We start from the raw sequence: 20,422 nt of genomic DNA, 5'->3' as shown, positions 1-20,422 counted from the left end.
GGTGTGGCCGTTGGTATCAAGCCCACACAAATTGGCCGTGATATACTCCGGCGCTGATTCAGGGAGCCCGATTTTGTCCGACGCCGATACTCGACTGACACTGGAACAATTGCACTGCGAACGTGATGATCGCGTGCTGTTTCGTGGTCTCAGCCTGACCGCCCGGGCCGGTGAAATCTGGCAGATTACCGGTGCCAATGGCGCAGGGAAAACCACCCTGTTGCGGATTCTGGTTGGCCTGCATGGCTTTTACGACGGTGGGCGTCACTGGTGGCAGCCGGACTGGCAGCGTGAGTTGTTGTATCTGGGCCACCAACCGGGGGTCCGTGAAGAGCTGTCCCCCCTGGAGAACCTCGATTACGCCTGTGCCTTGAATGCCCAGGGCGGCGATGCCATGGCGGGCCTGAAAGCCGTTGGTTTGCAGGGGTTTGAAGACGTTCCTGCAGCGCACCTTTCTGCCGGGCAAAAGCGGCGTATTGCGCTGGCCCGATTGTGGTTGGCGCCCAAGGCTGTGTGGGTGCTGGATGAACCCTACACTGCCATTGACCAGGACGGTGTTGCGCAACTGGATGCGCGGATCCAGCAGGCGGCAGAGGCGGGCACCCTGGTGATCTACACATCACACCATCAGGTCGGTGAGGGCGTCCGTCGTCTGCATCTGGCCAAAGGTCGCGCCGAGGTGCTCTCATGAGTGCCTTTGGCGCGGCCCTGAAGCGGGAATTGCTGGTGCTGTGGCGCAGTCCGGCGGAGATGATCAACCCGTTGTTCTTCTTTGTCATGGTGATCAGCCTGTTTCCACTGGCAATCTCACCCAAGCCCGAGGTGCTGGCGGTGATTGCCCCCGGTGTACTTTGGGTGGCGGCGCTGCTGGCAGTGATGTTGTCGCTGGATGGCCTGTTCCGTCGCGACCAGGAAAGCGGTGTGCTGGAACTGTTGCTTACCGCGCCGGTGATGGCCGTGGTGCCGGTGACAGCGAAGCTGCTCGCGCACTGGTTGCTGACCGGCCTGCCGTTGGTGCTGGTATCGCCGGTGCTGGCGCACATGCTGCAATTGCCCAATGCGGTGCTGGGCACGGTGATGCTCAGCCTGCTGTTGGGGACGCCGGCACTGACCATTATTGGCGCCATCGGGGCAGCCCTGACAGTGGGGTTGAATCGAGGCGGGATACTGCTGGCGGTACTGGTGTTGCCGCTGTACATTCCGGTGCTGATTTTCGGTGCCGGGGTCATCCGTGCGGCAGCGGAAGGTGGCGCGGTCAACGGCATTCTGGCCATTCTGGGTGCCTTGCTGGCGCTGACAGCCAGCCTGGGTCCACTGGCCGTATCGGCCGGTCTCAAAATCAGTTCGGGTAACTAAATGGTTTGGCAAACGATCAAGCGCTGGTACCACATGCTGGGATCCCCGCGCTATTTCTATACCTTCAGCTCCTCGGTGTTGCCGTGGCTCACGCCGATCGCACTGGTGACCTTGCTCACTGGCCTGGTGTGGGGGTTGGGCTTTGCCCCCAGTGACTACCAGCAGGGCAACAGCTATCGCATCATTTTCATCCATGTGCCGGCATCCAGTGGTGCGTTGATGGGCTACATGGCGCTGGGCGTGGCCGGCCTGGTGGCGGTGGTCTGGCGCATGAAGATGGCGGAAGTGATGCTCAAGGCCATTGCCCCGTTTGGTGCGGCGCTGGCCGCTATTTCATTGGTCACCGGCGCGCTGTGGGGCAAACCCACCTGGGGCACCTATTGGCAGTGGGATGCGCGCATGACCTCCATGCTGATCCTGCTGTTCATGTATGTCGGCGTGATTGCCCTGCAGAATGTGATCCGCGACCCACGGCAGGCCGCCCGGGCGGCAGGCCTGCTGGCGATGGTGGGGGTGATCAACGTGATCATCGTGAAGTATTCCGTGGAGTGGGTGCAGACCCTGCATCAGGGGTCGACTCTCAAGCTGTTTGGCGAATCCACCATCAACCCGGCCATGAAGTACCCGCTGCTGATCAGCATGCTGGGCCTGTGGCTGTTGTATGCCGTTAATGTGTTGATGCGTGCCCGCACCGAGGTGATGTGGCGCGAGCGACGCAGCAAATGGGTGGCCAAACTGGTGACCCGGCCGGAGAAAGGAGAGCAATGATGGCATTTGAATCCTTTGCCGATTTCCTGGCCATGGGTAAACACGGTTTTTATGTCTGGAGCGCTTACGGAATCAGTGCGTTCCTGATTATTGCCAGCATGGTGCTGGCCCTTCGCGGACAGGGACAGGTGCGACAAACCCTGGCACGGCAGCAGCGCCGCGCCGAACTGGATGCCGAGGTAAATGATGAATCCCGTACGTAAACAACGCCTGCTTCTGGTCCTGGCCGTGCTGGTTGGACTGGCCATTGCGGTGGGCCTGATGTTTTACGCCCTGCGTCAGAACATCAACCTGTTCTACACGCCCCAGCAGGTCGCCTCTGGCGAAGCGCCCCTGAATACCCAGATGCGAGTGGGCGGGCTGGTGGAAGCCGGGTCTGTCGTGCGCAATGAAGAGACCCTGGACGTGAGTTTTGACATCACCGACGGCAAGGGCAGCTTCACGGTGCACTACCAGGGCATCCTCCCCGACCTGTTCCGTGAGGGCCAGGGCATCGTCGCCAACGGCACCTTGATCAGCCGTGAACGCTTTGAGGCCGAAGAAGTCCTGGCCAAACACGACGAAACCTACATGCCCCCGGAAGTGCAGGATGCGCTGGAGAAGGCGGGGCATCCGGGGGCGCAGAAAAGCAGTGAATAGTGAATAGTTAACAGTGAATAGTTCGCGGTCGGGGGTGTTCTGGCTGCGATGAGGGAGGCCGCGCCGGGGAATAGGTGCGGCCTTTTGCGTTCAGGGAGCTGAATCGGCCACGGGTTTGGTCTCCGCCTAATGCTGCGCTCTGTACCCTTAAAACCATGGCCAGAGTATGGTCGCGGCGTCATGCTTTCAGGCTGGCTCTTGGCTATTCCGCGACGCTGTTAACTATTCACTGTTAACTGTTAACTTTCCCTTGCAAGCCCCCTCCCAAAGGCCCTAAATTCGCGGCTATCGGCGCCCTGTCGCGGCGCCCCTTTTGTCAGGGCTTTTCATGAGTCAGGTCATCATTCTTGTCGACGATCCCGCGGACTGGGCGGCGTATTATCCGGCTCGTCATCTGTTGTCTGCCAAGGAGTATCTGCAGGCGCAGCAGCCGGTGTGTACCGACAAGAAGGTGCAGGTCATCAACCTGTGCCGCAGCTACAAGTATCTGAGCCCTGGTTACTATTGCTCGTTGCTGGCGGAAGCCCGTGGTCAGCGGGTGATGCCGTCGGTGCGCACCGTGAATGACCTGAGCCGCAAGGCGCTGTACGGGCTGCATTTTGAACAGTTCGAGACGGCGCTCGACAAGGCCATGAAGCGCAAGGGCGGTGGTTCGGACCATTTCAGCCTGCTGCTGTTCTTTGGCCAGACCGATCAGGAAGGCCTGGGGGAACTGGGCCGGCAGATTTTTGACCAGCTGCCTTGCCCGCTATTGAAAGTGGAATTCCGGCGCCGCGAAAACTGGGCCATCGAAGCACTGAAACCGCTGACACTGAAACAGCTCAAAGGCGAGCAGGAAGACCGTTTTGCCCAGGCGCTGGAGCAGTTTAACGAGCGGGTCTGGCGCAGCCCCCGTCGCCGTCGCAGCGACCGTTATGAACTGGCCCTGCTGGTCAACGACCAGGAAGCCCTGCCGCCCAGCAACAAGACGGCGCTGAAACGCTTCGTGAAAGCCGGCCGGCAGTTGGGCATCCGCGTGGATCTGGTTGGCCGTGATGCCTACACCCGGCTGGGTGAATACGATGGGTTGTTTATCCGTGAGACCACGGCGCTGGATCACCACACCTACCAGTTTGCCCGCAAGGCCGAACAGGAAGGCATGGTGGTGATTGATGACCCCGGCTCGATTCTCCGCTGTACCAACAAGATTTATCTGGCCGAGCTGATGCAGGCAAACAATGTGCCGGTGCCGCCGACAGCGTTTATCTTCAGCGATGATGATGAGCAAATAGATCGGCTGATCGATGAGTTGAAGCTGCCCATGGTGCTGAAAATTCCGGATGGCAGCTTCTCCCGTGGCATCTCCAAGGTGGCGACCCGCGAAGAGCTGGTAAAGGCGCTGGCACAGTACCTGAAACAGTCATCGGTGGTGCTGGCGCAGGCCTTTATGTACACCGACTATGATTGGCGCATTGGTGTGCTCAACAATCGCCCGTTGTTCGCCTGTCAGTATTTCATGAGCAAGGGGCACTGGCAGATTTATCACCACCAGAGCAGTGGCAAGACGACCTCAGGTAACAGCCGCACCCTGCCCGTACAGGAAGTCCCGGCTAAAGTGCTGAAAACCGCCCTGAAAGCCGCTCGCCTGATGGGTAATGGCCTGTATGGCGTGGACCTGAAACAGTCCGGTGACGAGGTGGTGGTCATTGAAGTCAACGATAACCCCAACATCGATGCAGGGGTTGAAGATGCATGGCTGGGTGAAGATCTCTATCGCCAGGTCATGCTCGAATTCCTCCGTCGCCTGGAAGCCAAGCGCCTTGGGCTGCCGGTGTAAGTAGTTATCAGCTGTGAGCTATCAGCTATCAGCTATCAGCTGTGAGCTGTGAGCTGTGAGCTGTGAGCTACAAGCTACAAGCTACAAGGAAGGGTAAACCCAAAATAGTTCCGGGGTTTTTAGAAGAACGGGAACGCTTTCCTGCTCGTTGAGTTTGGGGGTAATAAATAAGCCGAACACCTGAGGAACGAAGCGGAAGCATAGCGGAGTGCCCCCGTAATCTGTAGGAGCCATGCTCGCATGGCGATCCGAGCTTAAGCGAGGCCCGGATCCCGGAAACCCATTTCAAAACACAAAACCGAAAGTCTGCAGCAGGATTCTGGTTTGGGGCTTCGAAATCCGCTTGTCGATCCGCGAAGCGCCGTGTTGGCCATAGCTCGGATCGGTTGTAGGAAGCTCCATCACGATGTTTCTCCGCACTTGGGGATGGCCAGCAAAGACGGCGTTGCGATGAGTGGCCGGCCTGCTTGCGATGGGCGCTTGATGTCGCACTAATCGCTTTGAGGCAATTGGCTTATCGTTGCTGTTGCAGCGCTTGCCCCACAAAAAAGCCGCACCTTGCGGCGCGGCTTTTCTGTCGATCGAGTAGCAAAGGCTTCAAACCGCGCTGCGGTCTGAAGCCTGCCGTGAGAGGCGGTTACGCACCCAGCAGCATCTGGCCACACACTCGCACAACGTTGCCGGTCAGGCCCTGAGAGGCCGGGCTGGCAAAGAAGGCGATGGTTTCGGCCACGTCCACCGGCTGACCGCCCTGGTTCATGGCGTTCATACGACGGCCCGCTTCACGAATGGTGAAGGGGATGGCAGCGGTCATCTGGGTTTCAATGAAGCCCGGAGCCACGGCATTGATGGTGATGCCTTTCTCGGCGTACTCGTCTTTGTAGGCATCGATCATGCCAATCACAGCCGCTTTGGAGGCGCCGTAGTTGGTCTGACCCAGGTTGCCCGCAATACCGGCGATGGAGCTGATGGAAATGATGCTGCCGCCTTCGCTGATGCCGCCATCGGCCAACAGCTTTTCATTGATGCGCAGCTGGCTGGCGATGTTGATGTCCAGCACCATGTCCCAGAATTTCTCCGGCATGTTGCCCAGCATCTTGTCGCGAGTGACGCCGGCGTTGTGAACGATGACATCGAAACCGCCGACCGCTTTGCCCTTGGCTGCGATGGCTTCGGGTGCTTCGGCTGCAGTGATGTCCAGCTCCAGGGTGTCACCACCAATCTGCTCGGCAACCTTGTTCAGGTCGTCGGCCATGGGCGGGATGTCCAGCACGGTTACGGTCGCGCCGTCACGGGCCAGCACTTCGGCGATGGCAGCACCAATACCGCGAGAGCCGCCAGTGACCAGGGCTTTTTTACCAGCCAGAGGCTTGTCCCAGTCGAATTTTTTGGCGTCGAAACCAGCTTCAGAAACACGTACTACCTGGGCAGAGACGTAAGCGGATTTGGGCGACAGGAAGAAGTGCAGCGGGGAGGCCAGTTGCGCCTCGGCACCTTCATTCACATAGACCAGCTGTGCGGTCGCGCCTTTCTTGATTTCCTTGCCCACGGAGCGGGTGAAACCTTCCAGAGCACGTTGAGCGACGCGGGCGGTGCCGGTCTGGGTTTCCGGGGTGCGGCCAACGACCACAACACGGGCGCACTTTTCCAGCTTGCGGATCACCGGGTGGAAGAACTCCCACAGGGCTTTCAGCTCGTCCGGGTTTTGAATACCGGTGGCATCAAAGACCAGACCTTTGAACTTGGCATCGTCATCGCGGTTGGCGGTGTAGTTGTCTGCATCAACACCCAGCTTGCCGGCTTTCTTTTGCAGCTCGGAAGCATTGCCGTTGTTGGCCAGCACGGAAACCTTGGCTTCCGGTGCCCCTTTCAGGGTGCCGAGAATGCTGTCGACAGCGGTAGAACCGTTGGCGGCACCTACCAGTACACGGCCCTTGATGAAGGAGGCCTGGCCCGGCTGCCAACGATCGAGAATGACCGGAATGGGGAGGTTGATTGCGCCAAACAGCGCCTTGCCCATGGGGGAATTGGCAATCGCCTGATAGGTATCGCTCATGATCCTGTCCTTTGCCATCAGAGATGAATGTGTCCGGTTAACCTTATGCCAACCAGAACGGGTTTAAAGGGGTGCCGAAAGAAGACAGCGCAAAATCAGACTTCTTTCGTAGGGCAGTCAAACCGGCCCTGTCGCACACTGGCGCGTATTGAATCACTGCAATGTTGCGGGTGTATTGACCGGCACCCATGTTCAAACAGTCGTTTGAGCCAATGAGGCATTGACCGGTGCGGGTAGACTGCGCCCTGAGTAGTGAATACCGTGGTCGCGCTGACCACAGACGTCATCCTGAGATGACTGCCTGATTCTGTTAGAGGACATTGTTATGCTGGCAGGTAAAGCCGTACGCAAGGTTGCCATTATTGGCGGCAACCGTATCCCGTTTGCCCGTTCCAACTCTGCTTACATCGACACCAGCAACCAGGAAATGCTGACTGCTGCTATCGATGGCCTGGTAGACCGTTTCAAGCTGCACGGCCAGAAGATTGACGAAGTGGCGGCCGGCGCTGTGATGAAGCACGCCCGTGACTTTAATCTGGTGCGCGAATCCGTACTGGGTTCCAAGCTGGCCCCGGAAACCCCGGCGTATGATCTTCAGCAAGCCTGTGGTACCGGTCTGGAAGCAGCCATCCTGGTTGCCAACAAGATCGCACTGGGTCAGATCGATTGCGCCATCGCTGGCGGTGTGGACACCACCTCCGATGCGCCGCTGGGTGTGAACGAAGATGCCCGCAAGGTATTCATGGCTCTGAACCGTGCCAAGACCAATGGTGAGCGTGCCAAGCTGGGTCTGAAACTGCTGAACCCAAAATCCCTGATGCCCGACATCCCCAAGAATGGCGAGCCGCGCACTGGCTTGTCCATGGGCGAGCACCAGGCGATCACGGCGAAAGAGTGGGGCATTGCCCGTGAAGCGCAGGACGAACTGGCGTGGAAATCCCACCAGAACCTGGCCAAGTCCTATGAAGACGGCTGGCAGGATGACCTGATCACTCCGTTCAAGGGTCTGGAGCGCGACAACAACATGCGTGGCGACTCCACCCTGGAAAAACTGGGCACCCTGAAGCCGTGCTTTGGTGGTCCGGACGGCACCATGACCCCGGCCAACTCCACCCCGCTGACTGACGGTGCCTCTGCAGTACTGCTGGCCACCGAAGAGTGGGCCAAAGAGCGTGGTCTGCCGGTACTGGCTTACCTGACCTTGGGCGAAGCTGCCGCCGTTGACTTCATTGGCAAGAAAGAAGGCCTGCTGATGGCGCCGGCTTATGGCGTGCCGAGCATGCTCGACAAGGCCGGCATCACCCTGCAGGACTTCGATTTCTATGAAATCCACGAAGCGTTTGCGTCCCAGGTACTGACCACCCTGAAAATGTGGGAAGACGAAAACTTCTGTAAAGAGAAGCTGGGCCGCGACAAGGCGCTGGGCAGCATCGATCGCAGCAAGCTGAACGTGAAAGGCTCCTCTCTGGCAGCCGGTCACCCGTTCGCGGCTACCGGTGGCCGTATCATTGCCAACGCTGCCAAGCTGCTGAACGAGAAAGGCTCTGGTCGTGCACTGATCTCCGTGTGTGCTGCGGGTGGTCAGGGTGTGGTCGCCATCCTCGAGAAGTAATCGCTTCGGCGTATCTGCCGAGCGCTGGGTGACGTAACGTCGCCAAGGAAAACGGGCCCCTCGGGCCCGTTTTTTTATGCCCGCAAAGCGCTCTTTCTCCTGCTATGCCTTAAGCTGGCGGTCAGCTTGCGTTAAGGCTGGGTTCAGCTTGGGCGTCTACAGTCTCTCCTGTGTTCAACAGACATGTGTTCAACCCAAAGGAGATTCGCCATGAACACCACAGCTAAACTGATGATCGCCACCCTGATGGGGCTGACCGCAAGCACCGCCGTACTGGCTGATGATGTACCCCATAATCAGGTACAGTCTCTGGTGAAAGAGGGGACCATCCTGTCTCTGGACAAGCTGGATAAGGTGGCAACCGACAAGCACCCCAAAGCGAAAATTACCGATACGGACCTGGAGCACGAATATGGCCGCTACATCTACCAGGTGGAGCTGCGTGATGCACAAGGTCAGGAATGGGATCTGGATATCGATGCAACCAGCGGCGAGCTGCTCGGTGAAGAGCGCGATTAACACAGCCGTATTTGTGCATTTTGGCAGCAGGGTGGCACTGGTCACCCTGCTGTTATTGTGTCCGCTGAGGCTGATTGCGGATGATGTCAGCCATGATGAGGCGCTCCGGCTTCGGGAGCAGGGCGAAATCATGTCGCTAAATGCCTTGCTTAAAACGCTGGATACTCACTACCCGGATTTCCGCTTGCTGGAAGTGGAGCTGGAGCGCGACGATGGCCGTCTGATCTACGAGATTGAATTGCTGACGCGTGAGCGTGTGGTACGTGAATTGGAAGTGGACGCCCGTGACGGCCGCATCCTCGATGATGAGATAGACGACTGATGCGCATCCTGCTGGTGGAAGACAGTGTCGCGCTGGCCGATCAACTGGTTCCGCTGTTGAAAGAGCATGGTTATGCCGTTGACTGGCTCGCTGACGGGCGTGATGCGGTGGTGCGGGTTCATGATGATCCTTTTGATCTGGTGGTATTGGACCTTGGGCTGCCGGGCATGGATGGCCTGCAGGTGCTGAAACAGTGGAGGCAGGAAGGGCTGTCGATTCCGGTGTTGATCCTCACTGCACGGGACAGTTGGTCCGAGCGCATTGAGGGGCTACGTCAGGGGGCGGATGATTACCTGACCAAACCCTTCCATCCGGATGAATTGTTGCTGCGTATTCAGGCCTTGCTGCGGCGGAGCCATGGCAATGCCAATGACGAGCGGCTGAGCGCGGGAATGCTGAAACTGGATGAAAGCCGGCAGACCGTGTGGCACGGAGAAGAAGAAATCGCCCTTACTGGAGCCGAGTTCCGTATGCTCCGTTATTTCATGCACAACCCGGGGAGGCTGCTCTCGAAAGGGCAGTTGGCCTCTCACCTTTATGACAACGAAAGCGATCGGGATTCCAATGTGCTTGAAGTGCATGTGAATCGTCTGCGCCGTAAACTCGGCAAGGCCGTGATCGAAACCCGCCGTGGCCAGGGGTATGTCTACACGGGGCAATTGTCGTGACCTCTTCCATGGGGCGGCGACTGGCGATCAGCCTGTTTGCCAGCCTGCTGCTGGCTGGACTGCTGATCAGTCAGGCGGCGCTGTGGTGGCTGGAACAGGAACAACGGGGCCGGCTGGTGGAGCAACTGCGGGCCGATGCCGCCGGTGTGCTTGCTGCATTGGAACCGGGACCGGATGACGCCCTGACCCTGCGAAATGAACGGTTGCATCCCGCTTATCGACGGCCTTATTCGGGCCGTTATTTCGTTGTGGATACCCCGCAGGCCCGTTGGCGTTCCCGCTCCCTGTGGGATGCACCATTGGCTCCCCCGGCGACCCCTGGCGTCGCCAGTGGCTTGCTGGAAGGCCCGGCAGAGCAATTGCTGCTTGGCTATAAAGAGCAATATCAGGTGCGCGGGCAGCCGGTCACTGTGTCGGTTGCCCAGGATTACTCGCCGGTGCGCCAGGCCTATCAGCGAGCCCGTACGGCTATGTTAGTGTTCTGGCCGTTGATCCTGGCGTTACTGGCGCTGGTGCAGCAATGGCTGTTGCGGCGAGGGCTGTCTCCACTGCGTCGGGCCCGTGCCGAAATCGAACAGCTTCGTCAGGGCAAGCGCTCGGCGCTGACGGGCAATGTGGTCCGGGAGCTGCAGCCCCTGGTGGCAGAAATCAATCGCCTGCAACAGCATACCGAGCAACAGCTGCAACGCTCCCGCCATGCCATGGGCGATCTGGGCCATGCCCTGAAGACCCCGCTGGCAGTACTCAAGAACCGTTGCAATCAGGATCTGCTACTGAAAGACCCGGATTTGCATCACCTGATGAATGATCAGGTATCGCAAATGGAAGGGCAGGTTCGGCGTGCGCTCAGTCGGGCCCGGGTCGCGGCCGGCGCTACGGCGGCCAACCGGTTCTGCCCGGAAGAGGATCTGCCGCTGGTGATCATGACCCTTGAGCGTGCTCATGACCGGCAATTGACCTTCGAGATGAGTGGGCTCAACGGGGAGACGTTGCCCTTTGAACGTGAAGACATGCTGGAGCTTTTCGGTAACCTGCTGGACAACGCCTTTAAATGGGCGGAGTCGCGTATCGCACTGCGCTTCGAACTCGGCGAGGCGCAGTGTGTTGTCGTTGTAGAGGATGATGGCCCGGGGATACCTGCAGCACGCAGGGGCACTGTGTTACAGCGGGGTGAACGTCTGGATGAGCGCCAGCAGGGTTATGGGTTGGGCCTGGCCATTGCCCATGATCTGGCCGTGGCCTATCAGGGCACTCTGGCACTGGACCGCAGCGATATCGGTGGGCTGGCTGTAAGGGTCAGTCTGCCGTTACCGTCATAACAGCTATGCCAGCGCCCCGGTAGACAACAACACCCGGATCACGTCCTGCTGCTTTTTCACCCCCATTTTGGAATAGATGCTTTTCAGTTGAGAGCGCACCGTATCCACCGACACGCCGTGCAGCTGACTGATTTGGGTGGGGGATTGCCCGTTCACTAGTGCGATGGCCACGTTGGCCTCTTTCGGGGTCATGTCATAGAGCGATTGCAGTGCACTGGCAGGCAGGTTCAGTGATGAATCCGGATCCGACAAATACAGTGCCAGGCTACCGGGTTGGGGACCCTCTTCGTGTCCCAGCGCAGCCATCATGATGTTCATGTTCAGCTCTCGGTCTGGGTGGTGAACCCCAAGTGCTTCGGTGCGGGTTTGCGTGTCTTTACGATCGGATTTCAGCAGGCGCTTGATGATTGTCTGCAGACGATGGTCTTCATCGGCGTAGTAAGCTTTGGGCATGCCATTGCTGAGTGACAAACCGCCATGTTGAGCCATCAGGGTCTCAGCGACAGGGTTCAGGTACGTGACTTTCCCTGAGGCGTCCACAATGACCAGACCGATCATGAAACGGGACAGCGCTTCATGAAGAGATTGCTGGCGGGTCTTCAAGCGGTGAAATTCCCGGTGAATCCGTAATGCCCGGTTGAAATGTGGATACAGCAAGGTGAGGGTACGACAGTCCTGCTCGGAAAAGGGGGTGGCATTAAAGGAGCGGTGCAGGCCGATCCCCACATGCCATTCGTCATCGTTGTAGACGTTGATGGCAGAGATAAAACCGATATCGTTGGGTTTGAGAATCAGCCGGTAATAAAAGGGATGGTCGTTACGGACCGCTTCGGCATCGGTGATTTGTGATGCCTGGCCTACCGGCATTCTACTCTGCAGTTGAAAGGTATGGTCGTATTTGGCCATGCCGAAACGGTAAGACGCCTTTACTGCGGCGGGCAGGCCATAGGCGCCAATCATACTGCGGGTCTGCGCTTGACGGTCTTCTACAAAGATGGCGCCGGATTTTGCACAAAGGATCTCACAACACAACGTCTCCACAACCTTGTCCCAGTGCCCAGGGTTGTAAGAGGCCTCGTAAATTTCCCCGACGAAGCTCAATAATGATTCAAGCATGGTTACACCATGGCGCTGTCCTGTCCTTCCCGGTACGGCACAACGATACAATTTCAGGTCGCCAATCCCTGTTTATCCCCCAGTTGGGGGATGCTGGCGTATTGTATTGCACTATATGCTAATTATTGGGCAATTCTAACTGCATCACATTCTCAGGGTGGGGTCTTTCCGGTCAATCGGTCTGTTTTGGCGGGTTGGAAGGTAACGGTGAGGAACTTCACCGAGTCACAAGGTTCAGACCCTTTCAGGATCATGTTATTGGGGAGTTCGCATGCGATACGGCAAGCAAGGGGTTGTTCTGTGGGTTGGGTTGATGATTGCCGGGTGGGTTCAGGCCGCCGCCCCGGCTCTGGACGCCCGTTTAAGCCAATATAACTACCCGTACCCCGTGCATTCTCTGGCGTTAAGCGAACAACAGCAGTCCTTGCAGATGGCCTACATGGATATCAAACCGGCCAAGGCCAACGGGCAGGCGGTATTGCTACTGCACGGCAAGAACTTCTCTGGCGCCTATTGGGACGACACCATCGCGGCCCTGTCGGCACAGGGCTATCGGGTGGTAGTGCCCGACCAGATCGGGTTCGGTAAATCGTCCAAGCCAAAGGCATTCCAGTATTCCTTCCATACCCTGGCCGACCAGACCCGTCGCTTGCTGGACGAACTGGAGGTAGACACGGTCAATGTCGTGGGGCACTCCATGGGAGGCATGCTGGCTACTCGCTTCGCGCTGATGTTCCCGGAGCGCACCGCTTCACTGACGCTGGTCAATCCCATTGGTCTCGAAGACTGGCAGCAAAAGCAGGTGCCCTGGCAGTCTGTTGATGCCTGGTACAAGGGGGAGCTGGGCAAGACCCCGGAAAAAGTGAAGGCGTACATGACGGCGAGCTATTTTGATGGCCAATGGAAAGCCGCCTATGACCCGTTGCTCGAATTGCAGCAGGGCTGGATTCGGGGCCCGGATTACCCGCTGATTGCGTGGAACTCGGCACTGGCCTACGACATGATCTACAGCCAGCCGGTGGTGCATGAGTTCGGCCGACTTGCCGTTCCGACCTTGTTGATCATCGGCACCCGCGACCGCACGGCACTGGGCCGCAACCGTGCCCCACAAGCCTTGCAAGGGGCGTTGGGCCAGTACGGGGAGTTAGGCGAGCAGGCGGCACAACAGATACCCGATGCCACCCTGGTCGAGCTGGAAGGGATCGGCCACGTGCCGCAGTTCGAAGCGTTTGAGGATTACATCAAGGCGCTGAGTGAATTCCTTGGCCATTTGAATCAATAAGGCGGTGCGGCAACCCGTCTCGCCCGCGGGGAGCTTTCGGGTACAATGCGCGCCATGAATCATAAAACCATCGAACAGACCGTGGGCAATACGCCCCTGGTTCGCCTGCAGCGGATGCCGGGCGAGACCTCCAATACCCTGTTGGTGAAGCTGGAAGGGAATAACCCGGCGGGCTCCGTGAAGGATCGCCCGGCCCTGAACATGATCCTCAAGGCGGAAGAGCGCGGTGAGATCAAACCCGGGGATACCCTGATCGAAGCCACCAGCGGCAATACCGGCATTGCCCTGGCTATGGCGGCGGCCATGCGGGGCTACCGCATGAAACTGATCATGCCCGCCAACCAGAGCCAGGAGCGCCGTGATGCCATGGCAGCCTACGGCGCCGAGCTGATTTCAGTGAGTCAGGAAGAGGGCATGGAAGGCGCCCGGGATCTGGCCCAGGCTATGCAGGCCCGCGGCGAAGGCCGGGTGCTGGATCAATTCGCCAACCCGGACAATCCGCTGGCCCACTATGTGAGCACCGGCCCGGAAATCTGGCGCGATACCGACGGCAAGATCACCCACTTCGTCAGCTCCATGGGCACCACCGGTACCATCATGGGGTGCAGCATGTATTTGAAAGAGCAGAACCCGGCGATCCAGATTGTTGGCCTGCAGCCCACCGAGGGCTCAGCCATTCCCGGCATTCGCCGTTGGCCCAAAGAGTACCTGCCGTCCATCTACGATGACCGGCGGGTAGATCAGGTCATGGATATGGATCAGGCGCTGGCGGAGCAGACCATGCGCCGTCTGGCCAGGGAAGAGGGCATCAGCTGTGGGGTGTCGTCCGGCGGTGCGGTGGCCGGTGCCCTGCGCCTGAGCGAGCAACTGGAAAACGCAGTGATTGTGGCGATCATTTGTGATCGCGGCGACCGTTACCTTTCCACCGGGGTTTTTCAGGACAAGGGAGTGCAGGGATGAACGTACTGGTCTTTGATATCGAAACCATTCCGGATCTGGACGGTGGCCGCAAGATCTACGATCTGGATGGCCTCAACGACAAGGACACCGCCAGCGCCTTGTTCAACCTGCGCCGCCAGGAAAACGGCACCGAATTCCTGCGCCTGCACCTGCACCGCATTGTGGCCATTTCGGTCGTGCTGCGCTCGACCCAGGGCATCAAGGTCTGGTCATTGGGCGACGAGGACAGCACCGAGAAAGAGCTGATCGAGCGTTTCTACGATGGCATCGAGCGCTTCACGCCTAACCTGGTGAGCTGGAATGGCGGGGGGTTTGACCTGCCGGTGCTGCATTACCGTGCCCTCAAGCATGGCGTGCAAGCCCGCCGTTACTGGGATACCGGTAACGAGGATTCCAGCTTCAAGTGGAACAACTACCTGAGCCGTTACCACCAGCGTCATCTGGACCTGATGGATGTGCTGGCCATGTACAATGGCCGCGCCAATGCACCGCTGGACCAGATCGCCACTCTGCTGGGTTTTCCCGGCAAGATGGGCATGAGTGGCGCCAAGGTGTTTGATGCCTTCCAGGACGGTGACATCAAGGGCATTCGCGATTACTGCGAAACCGATGTACTCAACACCTGGCTGGTGTACCTGCGTTTCCAGCTGATGCGCGGGGATCTGGACCCCACCGGCTACGAGCAGGAACTGAGCCTGCTGCAGGACTACCTGAAAGAGGAAGGGCAGCCGCACTTCCTGTCTTTCCTGGAAGCCTGGACATCAGTTGACAGTTGACTGCGTCGCGGGCAAAGCGGGGCGAATCTGGAAGGCTTCTGGCCGAGTCCAGACTTTCCCGCGGCCACTGCGGATCTGTCACTGAAGTCTCTATCGCGTAACTGTCAACTGTCCACTCTCAACTGTTAACTGTGATTTATAACCATGGCCCGTAAACGCAAGCCGCTTCCGGAAACCCCGGAACCCGCCAGCATTGAATCCCTCAGCCACGATGGCCGGGGTATCGCCCGCCGTGAAGGCAAGACCACCTTTATCGATAATGCCCTGCCCGGCGAAGAGGTGATGTTCAAGTTCACCTACATGCGCAGTAAATTCGACGAGGGCAAGGCCGTCGAGATTGTCACGCCCTCGGCGGACCGGGTTACCCCGCCCTGTGAGCACAGCACTCTGTGCGGCGGTTGTAGCCTGCAGCACATGAATCCCGAGGTGCAGATCGCGCGAAAGGAAGCCGTGCTGCGCGAACAACTGGAACATTTTGGCGGGTTAGCCCCAAAAGAATGGCTGGCGCCCCTGGCCGGGCCGATCACCGGCTACCGCAGCAAAGCCCGCATGGGCGTGAAGTATGTGGAAGCCAAGGATGAAACCCTGGTGGGTTTCCGCGAAAAGCGCAACAGCTTCATTGCCCAGCTGCGCACCTGCGAAGTGCTGGTGCCCCAGGTGGGCCACCGGTTGAATGATCTGCGGGGTCTCATGCATGGCCTGCAAAGCCGCAGCCGTATCCCGCAAATCGAGCTGGCCGCCGGCGATGACATCGTTGCTTTGATTATTCGCCATCTGGACCCACTTCCTGAGGCAGACCAACAGGCGCTGCTGGATTTTTGTCAGCCACTGGGCTGGCATCTGTACCTGCAGCCGGGCAACGAGAGCACCGTGCACCGCATCTGGCCTGCACTGACCGGGGCCGAAAACGAAGAGCGGCTGTACTACCGGCACCCCTCCGCGGACGTGGAATTGGCCTTCCACCCCACGGATTTCACCCAGGTGAATGCGGAAATCAATCGCAAGATGGTGCCTCTGGCACTGGATTTGCTGGATATCGAGCCGCATCACACCGTGCTGGACCTGTTCTGCGGGCTGGGGAACTTCACTATCCCCGCAGCCAAGCGCGCGGCGAAGGTGGTCGGGGTCGAGGTCAGCCAGGCCATGGTCAAGCGCGGCTATGAGAATGCCGCCCGTAACGGCCTGGAAAACCTGGAGTTTCATGCCTGGGACCTGAGTCAGGATGTCTACGGGCAAGCGTGGGCCGCAAAGGAGTATGATCGTATCCTGATCGACCCACCCCGCACCGGGGCCCTGGAAATGGTGAAACTAATGCCCCGGTTTGGTGCAAAGAAGATCGTTTATGTCTCCTGCAACCCGGCCACGCTGGCCCGGGATGCCGGGGAACTCACGGCGTTGGGTTACCGTCTCAAGTCGGCTGGGGTGATGGATATGTTCCCGCACACCACCCATGTGGAATCTATCGCGGTGTTTGAAAAGAAATAAGATGGCTGGCGCATGCCGGTGTCTTGTCTGAAAGGCAGGGCGGCTGCAGCGGAAGGCTGACAATGAAGGAAAGCCCATGGTAACGGTTCGTCGACAGCCAACAGAAGGGGAGCTCGGTCACTGGCGTGACTGGGTCGCCCAGCTCGAATCCCGCGTGCCGCTGCGCAATCGCGAGATGCTGGAGCAGGCCTGTGAGCGGGCAGAGCAGTGCCAGCTGGCCGGCGAGGCGGCCGGGCGCAAATGGCCTTATGGCAAGGGCTGCCTGATCATCGGTCTGGAGATGGCCGAGGTACTGGTGGATCTCGGCGCAGATACCGATGTGCTGCCTGCGGCGGTGCTGTATCGCTCGGTCAGGGAAGGGCAGATTTCCCTGGTCGAAGTGGAAAAAGAATTCGGCTCCGAACTGGCGCGTCTGATTGAGGGCGTGCTGCGCATGGCGGCAATCAGCACCAACCTGAACCCCACCCGCAAGGCGGTGCTGGGCCAGCAGGACGGCCAGCTGGACAACATGCGCAAGATGCTGGTGGCCATGGTCGACGACGTCCGGGTTGCTCTGGTGAAGCTGGCCGAACGGACGGTCATCATTCGCGCGGTCAAGGAAGCCGAGCCGGACCGCCAGCGCAAGGTGGCCCAGGAAATCTTTGATATCTACGCCCCGCTGGCGCATCGCCTCGGGGTCGGCCAGCTCAAGTGGGAGCTGGAAGACCTGTCGTTCCGCTACCTGCAGCCCGGTGCCTACAAGAAGATTGCCAAACTGCTGGACGAGAAGCGCCTGGCCCGTGAAGAGTACATCCGGGATGTACTGGAACAGCTGCGCGGTTACCTGGACAAGAACGGTATCACCGGTGCCGAGGTGCACGGCCGGGCCAAGCACATCTACAGCATCTGGCGGAAAATGCAGAAGAAGCATCTGGATTTCGGCGAAGTCTATGATGTCCGCGCGGTGCGTATCCTGGTGCCAGAAGTGCGTGACTGTTACGCCGCGCTCGGGATTGTCCACTCCCTGTGGAAGCATGTCCCCAAGGAATTCGACGACTACATCGCCAGCCCCAAGAGCAACGGCTACCAGAGCCTGCATACCGCGGTGGTGGGCCCCGAGCGCAAAATGCTGGAGGTGCAGATTCGTACCTTCGACATGCACGAGGAAGCTGAACTGGGGGTGTGCGCCCACTGGCGGTACAAGGAAGGGGCCAAGAAGGGCAAAGGCGGTGTCAGCGATTACGAACAGCGCATTGCCTGGTTGCGGCAGGTGCTGGAATGGCACGAAGAACTGGGCGAGGACAGCCCGGACACCATGGTGGACGAGCTGCGCCATGGGCTGGTGAGCGAGCGGGTGTATGTATTCACCCCGGATGGCCATGTGGTGGATCTGGAATCCGGCGCCACGCCGGTGGATTTTGCTTACCACATTCATACCGAAGTCGGGCACCGCTGCCGGGGCGCCAAGGTGAACGGCCAGATTGTGCCGCTCAACTACACCCTCAATACCGGTGAGCAGGTCTCGATCCTGACCACCAAGGAAGGCGGCCCCAGCCGCGACTGGCTGACCCCGTCACTGGGGTATGTGGCTACGTCTTCCGCGCGGGCCCGTATCCAGCAGTGGTTCAAGCGTCAGGACCGCGATGTGCATATCGCCCAGGGCCGCGCCATGCTCGAGAAAGAAATGTCACGGCTGGCCCTCGACAAGGTCGACCTTGATACCCTGGCGCCGCATCTGAACCTGAAAAGCGGTGATGATGTGCTGGCCGCATTGGGGGCAGGGGATCTGCGTCCGGGGCATGTGGTCAATCAGGTGCAGTCTCTGCAGCCGGACAGCAACCAGCAGGAACTGGACTTTGTGCCCGCCAAGCCCAAGGCGTCCCTGACTGGTGATGTCACCATTCAGGGCGTGGGGAATCTGATGACTCACATGGCCGGCTGTTGTCAGCCGGTGCCGGGTGAACCGGTGATGGGCTTCATCACCCTGGGCCGCGGGGTCACCGTGCACCGGGCCGACTGCGAGAAGCTGCTGGCCATGCAGAGCGATGATCCCAACCGGGTCATCGAAGTAACCTGGGGCGAGGCAGACCGCATCACCTACCCGGTGGACATCTTCCTGCGCGCCTGGGACCGTCAAGGTTTGCTGCGCGACGTGATCGCGGTGTTGTCCAATGAAAAGGTCAACGTCACCGCTGTGCACACCCAGTCCCACCAGGACGACAACACCGCCACCATGCTCCTCACCCTGGAAATCGCCACCCTCGGCAACCTGGGCAAGGTACTGGCCAAGATGGACCAGCTGAAAGGGGTGTTGGAGGTTCGGCGCTACAAAAAGTAGTGAACAGTTAACAGTGAATAGTTAACCGTTTGCGAGCTGGCGTTACTGGTATTTGAAGCACGCGGGCCGCGCTCAGGCCATGGGCGCGGCGTAAAGCCATGAAGAATGAACGGCGTGTGATCGCGCCGCTGTTCACTATTCACTGTTAACTGTTCACTGTTATGTCTGACTCCCCAATCACCCAGCTTCTCTCCATCATGTCCCGCCTGCGCGACCCGGAAACCGGTTGCCCGTGGGACATCAAGCAGGACTTTGATTCCATCGCCCCGTACACCATCGAAGAGGCCTTCGAAGTGGCCGAGGCCATTGCCCAGCGCGATTACCCGGAGTTGAAGGAAGAGTTGGGGGATCTGTTGCTGCAGGTGGTGTTCCACTCCCAGATAGCACGGGAGCAGGGGCTGTTTGACTTCAATGAGGTGGTGCAGGTGCTGTGCGACAAGATGGTTCGCCGGCACCCCCATGTGTTTGGCGAGTCAGACGCCGCCGACGAGCAGGCGGTCAAGGTCAACTGGGAACAGATCAAGCAGCAGGAGAGGGCGCGCAAGGGGAAAGCCCACCAGAGTGCCCTCGACGGGGTCCCGGCAGGTTTGCCGGCCTTGCAACGGGCCTCGAAAGTACAGAAGAAGGCCGCCAGAGTCGGGTTCGACTGGCCGGAGACCGGCCCCGTGCGTGAGCAGGTGAACCTGGAGCTGGCGGAGTTGGATGAGGCGTTGCACCGTGGCCATCAGGCTGACATCGAGGATGAGCTTGGCGATGTCATCTTTACCCTCGTCAATCTGTCACGGCACCTGAAAATCGACCCGGAGCAGGCCCTTCGCAAGGCCACCGCCAAATTCGAGACGCGCTTTCGGCAAATGGAGCAGGACCAGCCCGCCCCCCTGAACACCCTCGACCCGGCGGCACTGGAAGCCGCCTGGCAACACGCTAAACGCCGCACTTGACGCCAGCCGGGTTGGACGAAGGCCCGTCGACTCCCCCCTCCCTCCCTGTAGGAGCTATGCTCGCATAGCGATAACGAGTCTCAGCGAGGAGGCTAAAACCCCGCGGCCTATCCAACCCATTCCGCCCGCGCTGTGTTGCAGGGCGATGCCTCTGGTCATTCGCATGACGAATGATCGCCTTGCGAGCAAGGCTCCTACAGCAGCTCTGCCTCCCTCTGTAGAGGGAGGGCGATTCTGTCGTTAATGGGGGGCATCGCGAGATCAAGATCGCACCCCAATAGCCAATCACCCTGTATTGGAATGGTGGTCGGCTTACATCAAGGGGCTGTCTGCACCCACAGCATTTCCATCTAACCGCTGATACCCCGGTCTGGCCTGTCACACCATTCTTGGCGGATGAAAATTACACACCACGGATCACGGCTTCGTAGCGGGCGACACTCCCTTGTTGGCCAGCCGTATTTGATCAC

General features: G+C 59.2%; 19 protein-coding genes. 17 read left to right on the top strand and 2 right to left on the bottom strand.

The annotated features are described in order from the left end of the window. Positions 1–73 precede the first annotated feature (73 nt). From ccmA to A15D_RS13895, 6 genes are all read left to right on the top strand, one after another. Positions 74–691 (top strand): cytochrome c biogenesis heme-transporting ATPase CcmA, encoded by a 618-nt coding sequence (ccmA, locus tag A15D_RS13920; protein WP_102792423.1) that lies wholly within the window; start codon positions 74–76, stop codon positions 689–691. Then, a complete protein-coding gene (gene ccmB / locus A15D_RS13915) occupies positions 688–1,356 on the top strand; it encodes a heme exporter protein CcmB (protein WP_102792422.1) in 669 nt (222 codons plus the stop codon). The genes ccmA and ccmB overlap by 4 nt, the downstream gene beginning before the upstream one ends. Continuing rightward, positions 1,357–2,124, top strand: coding sequence for a heme ABC transporter permease CcmC (ccmC, locus tag A15D_RS13910; RefSeq protein WP_102792421.1), 768 nt, complete (start codon positions 1,357–1,359; stop codon positions 2,122–2,124). Continuing rightward, positions 2,124–2,327: a heme exporter protein CcmD gene (ccmD, locus tag A15D_RS13905; protein WP_022984465.1), complete on the top strand. Its 204-nt coding sequence runs from the start codon at positions 2,124–2,126 to the stop codon at positions 2,325–2,327. The genes ccmC and ccmD overlap by 1 nt, the downstream gene beginning before the upstream one ends. Continuing rightward, positions 2,311–2,763: a cytochrome c maturation protein CcmE gene (ccmE, locus tag A15D_RS13900; RefSeq protein WP_102792438.1), complete on the top strand. Its 453-nt coding sequence runs from the start codon at positions 2,311–2,313 to the stop codon at positions 2,761–2,763. Before ccmD ends, ccmE begins: the two co-directional genes overlap by 17 nt. Positions 2,764–3,091: 328 nt before the next feature. After that, positions 3,092–4,579 carry a RimK family protein gene (locus A15D_RS13895; RefSeq protein WP_102792420.1) on the top strand — a complete coding sequence of 496 codons (1,488 nt, stop codon included), beginning with the start codon at positions 3,092–3,094 and terminating at the stop codon, positions 4,577–4,579. A 637-nt stretch (positions 4,580–5,216) separates the two neighbouring features. On the opposite strand, the gene A15D_RS13890 is transcribed toward A15D_RS13895, so the two are convergent. Next, positions 5,217–6,635, bottom strand: a complete 1,419-nt coding sequence (locus tag A15D_RS13890; protein WP_102792419.1) for a 3-oxoacyl-ACP reductase — start codon at positions 6,633–6,635, stop codon at positions 5,217–5,219. A gap of 325 nt (positions 6,636–6,960) precedes the next feature. On the opposite strand from A15D_RS13890, the gene A15D_RS13885 reads away from it, so the two are divergent. The 5 genes from A15D_RS13885 (at position 6,961) to A15D_RS13865 (ending at position 11,075) form a co-directional block, all read left to right on the top strand. Further along, positions 6,961–8,247: an acetyl-CoA C-acetyltransferase gene (locus A15D_RS13885; RefSeq protein ID WP_102792418.1), complete on the top strand. Its 1,287-nt coding sequence runs from the start codon at positions 6,961–6,963 to the stop codon at positions 8,245–8,247. Positions 8,248–8,457: 210 nt separating this feature from the next. Further along, complete coding sequence (locus A15D_RS13880; protein ID WP_102792417.1) at positions 8,458–8,766, top strand: PepSY domain-containing protein; 309 nt, start codon at positions 8,458–8,460, stop codon at positions 8,764–8,766. Beyond that, positions 8,750–9,088, top strand: coding sequence for a PepSY domain-containing protein (locus tag A15D_RS13875; RefSeq protein WP_233192252.1), 339 nt, complete (start codon positions 8,750–8,752; stop codon positions 9,086–9,088). The genes A15D_RS13880 and A15D_RS13875 overlap by 17 nt, the downstream gene beginning before the upstream one ends. Then, positions 9,088–9,756, top strand: coding sequence for a response regulator transcription factor (locus A15D_RS13870; protein ID WP_102792415.1), 669 nt, complete (start codon positions 9,088–9,090; stop codon positions 9,754–9,756). The genes A15D_RS13875 and A15D_RS13870 overlap by 1 nt, the downstream gene beginning before the upstream one ends. After that, positions 9,753–11,075, top strand: coding sequence for a sensor histidine kinase (locus A15D_RS13865; protein WP_233192251.1), 1,323 nt, complete (start codon positions 9,753–9,755; stop codon positions 11,073–11,075). Before A15D_RS13870 ends, A15D_RS13865 begins: the two co-directional genes overlap by 4 nt. A gap of 3 nt (positions 11,076–11,078) precedes the next feature. Here A15D_RS13865 and A15D_RS13860 read toward each other — a convergent pair whose 3' ends face one another. Then, the gene (locus A15D_RS13860; RefSeq protein ID WP_102792413.1) at positions 11,079–12,191 is read right to left on the bottom strand and encodes a helix-turn-helix transcriptional regulator; all 1,113 of its coding nucleotides are present in this window, start codon (positions 12,189–12,191) and stop codon (positions 11,079–11,081) included. Between the two features lie 271 nt (positions 12,192–12,462). Between A15D_RS13860 and A15D_RS13855 the strand changes: the two genes are divergently transcribed. The 6 genes from A15D_RS13855 to mazG all read left to right on the top strand — a co-directional run bounded on the left by A15D_RS13855 (position 12,463) and on the right by mazG (position 19,952). After that, positions 12,463–13,473 carry an alpha/beta fold hydrolase gene (locus A15D_RS13855; RefSeq protein WP_102792412.1) on the top strand — a complete coding sequence of 337 codons (1,011 nt, stop codon included), beginning with the start codon at positions 12,463–12,465 and terminating at the stop codon, positions 13,471–13,473. 54 nt (positions 13,474–13,527) lie between these two features. Beyond that, the gene (gene cysM / locus A15D_RS13850) at positions 13,528–14,433 is read left to right on the top strand and encodes a cysteine synthase CysM (RefSeq protein WP_102792437.1); all 906 of its coding nucleotides are present in this window, start codon (positions 13,528–13,530) and stop codon (positions 14,431–14,433) included. Then, positions 14,430–15,209 (top strand): 3'-5' exonuclease, encoded by a 780-nt coding sequence (locus A15D_RS13845; RefSeq protein ID WP_102792411.1) that lies wholly within the window; start codon positions 14,430–14,432, stop codon positions 15,207–15,209. Before cysM ends, A15D_RS13845 begins: the two co-directional genes overlap by 4 nt. Positions 15,210–15,353: 144 nt before the next feature. Further along, positions 15,354–16,694 carry a 23S rRNA (uracil(1939)-C(5))-methyltransferase RlmD gene (gene rlmD / locus A15D_RS13840; RefSeq protein ID WP_102792410.1) on the top strand — a complete coding sequence of 447 codons (1,341 nt, stop codon included), beginning with the start codon at positions 15,354–15,356 and terminating at the stop codon, positions 16,692–16,694. 76 nt (positions 16,695–16,770) lie between these two features. Then, entirely contained in the window at positions 16,771–19,011 is a 2,241-nt protein-coding gene (gene relA / locus A15D_RS13835) for a GTP diphosphokinase (protein ID WP_102792409.1), read from the top strand. A 161-nt stretch (positions 19,012–19,172) separates the two neighbouring features. After that, complete coding sequence (mazG, locus tag A15D_RS13830) at positions 19,173–19,952, top strand: nucleoside triphosphate pyrophosphohydrolase (RefSeq protein WP_102792408.1); 780 nt, start codon at positions 19,173–19,175, stop codon at positions 19,950–19,952. Positions 19,953–20,422: the final 470 nt, after the last annotated feature.

This window comes from Alcanivorax sp. MD8A (genome assembly GCF_002888555.1).
Taxonomy (GTDB): Bacteria; Pseudomonadota; Gammaproteobacteria; order Pseudomonadales; family Alcanivoracaceae; genus Alcanivorax.
The sequence above is the reverse complement of the archived record's forward strand: the minus strand, read 5'-3'. Positions and strand labels throughout refer to the sequence as shown.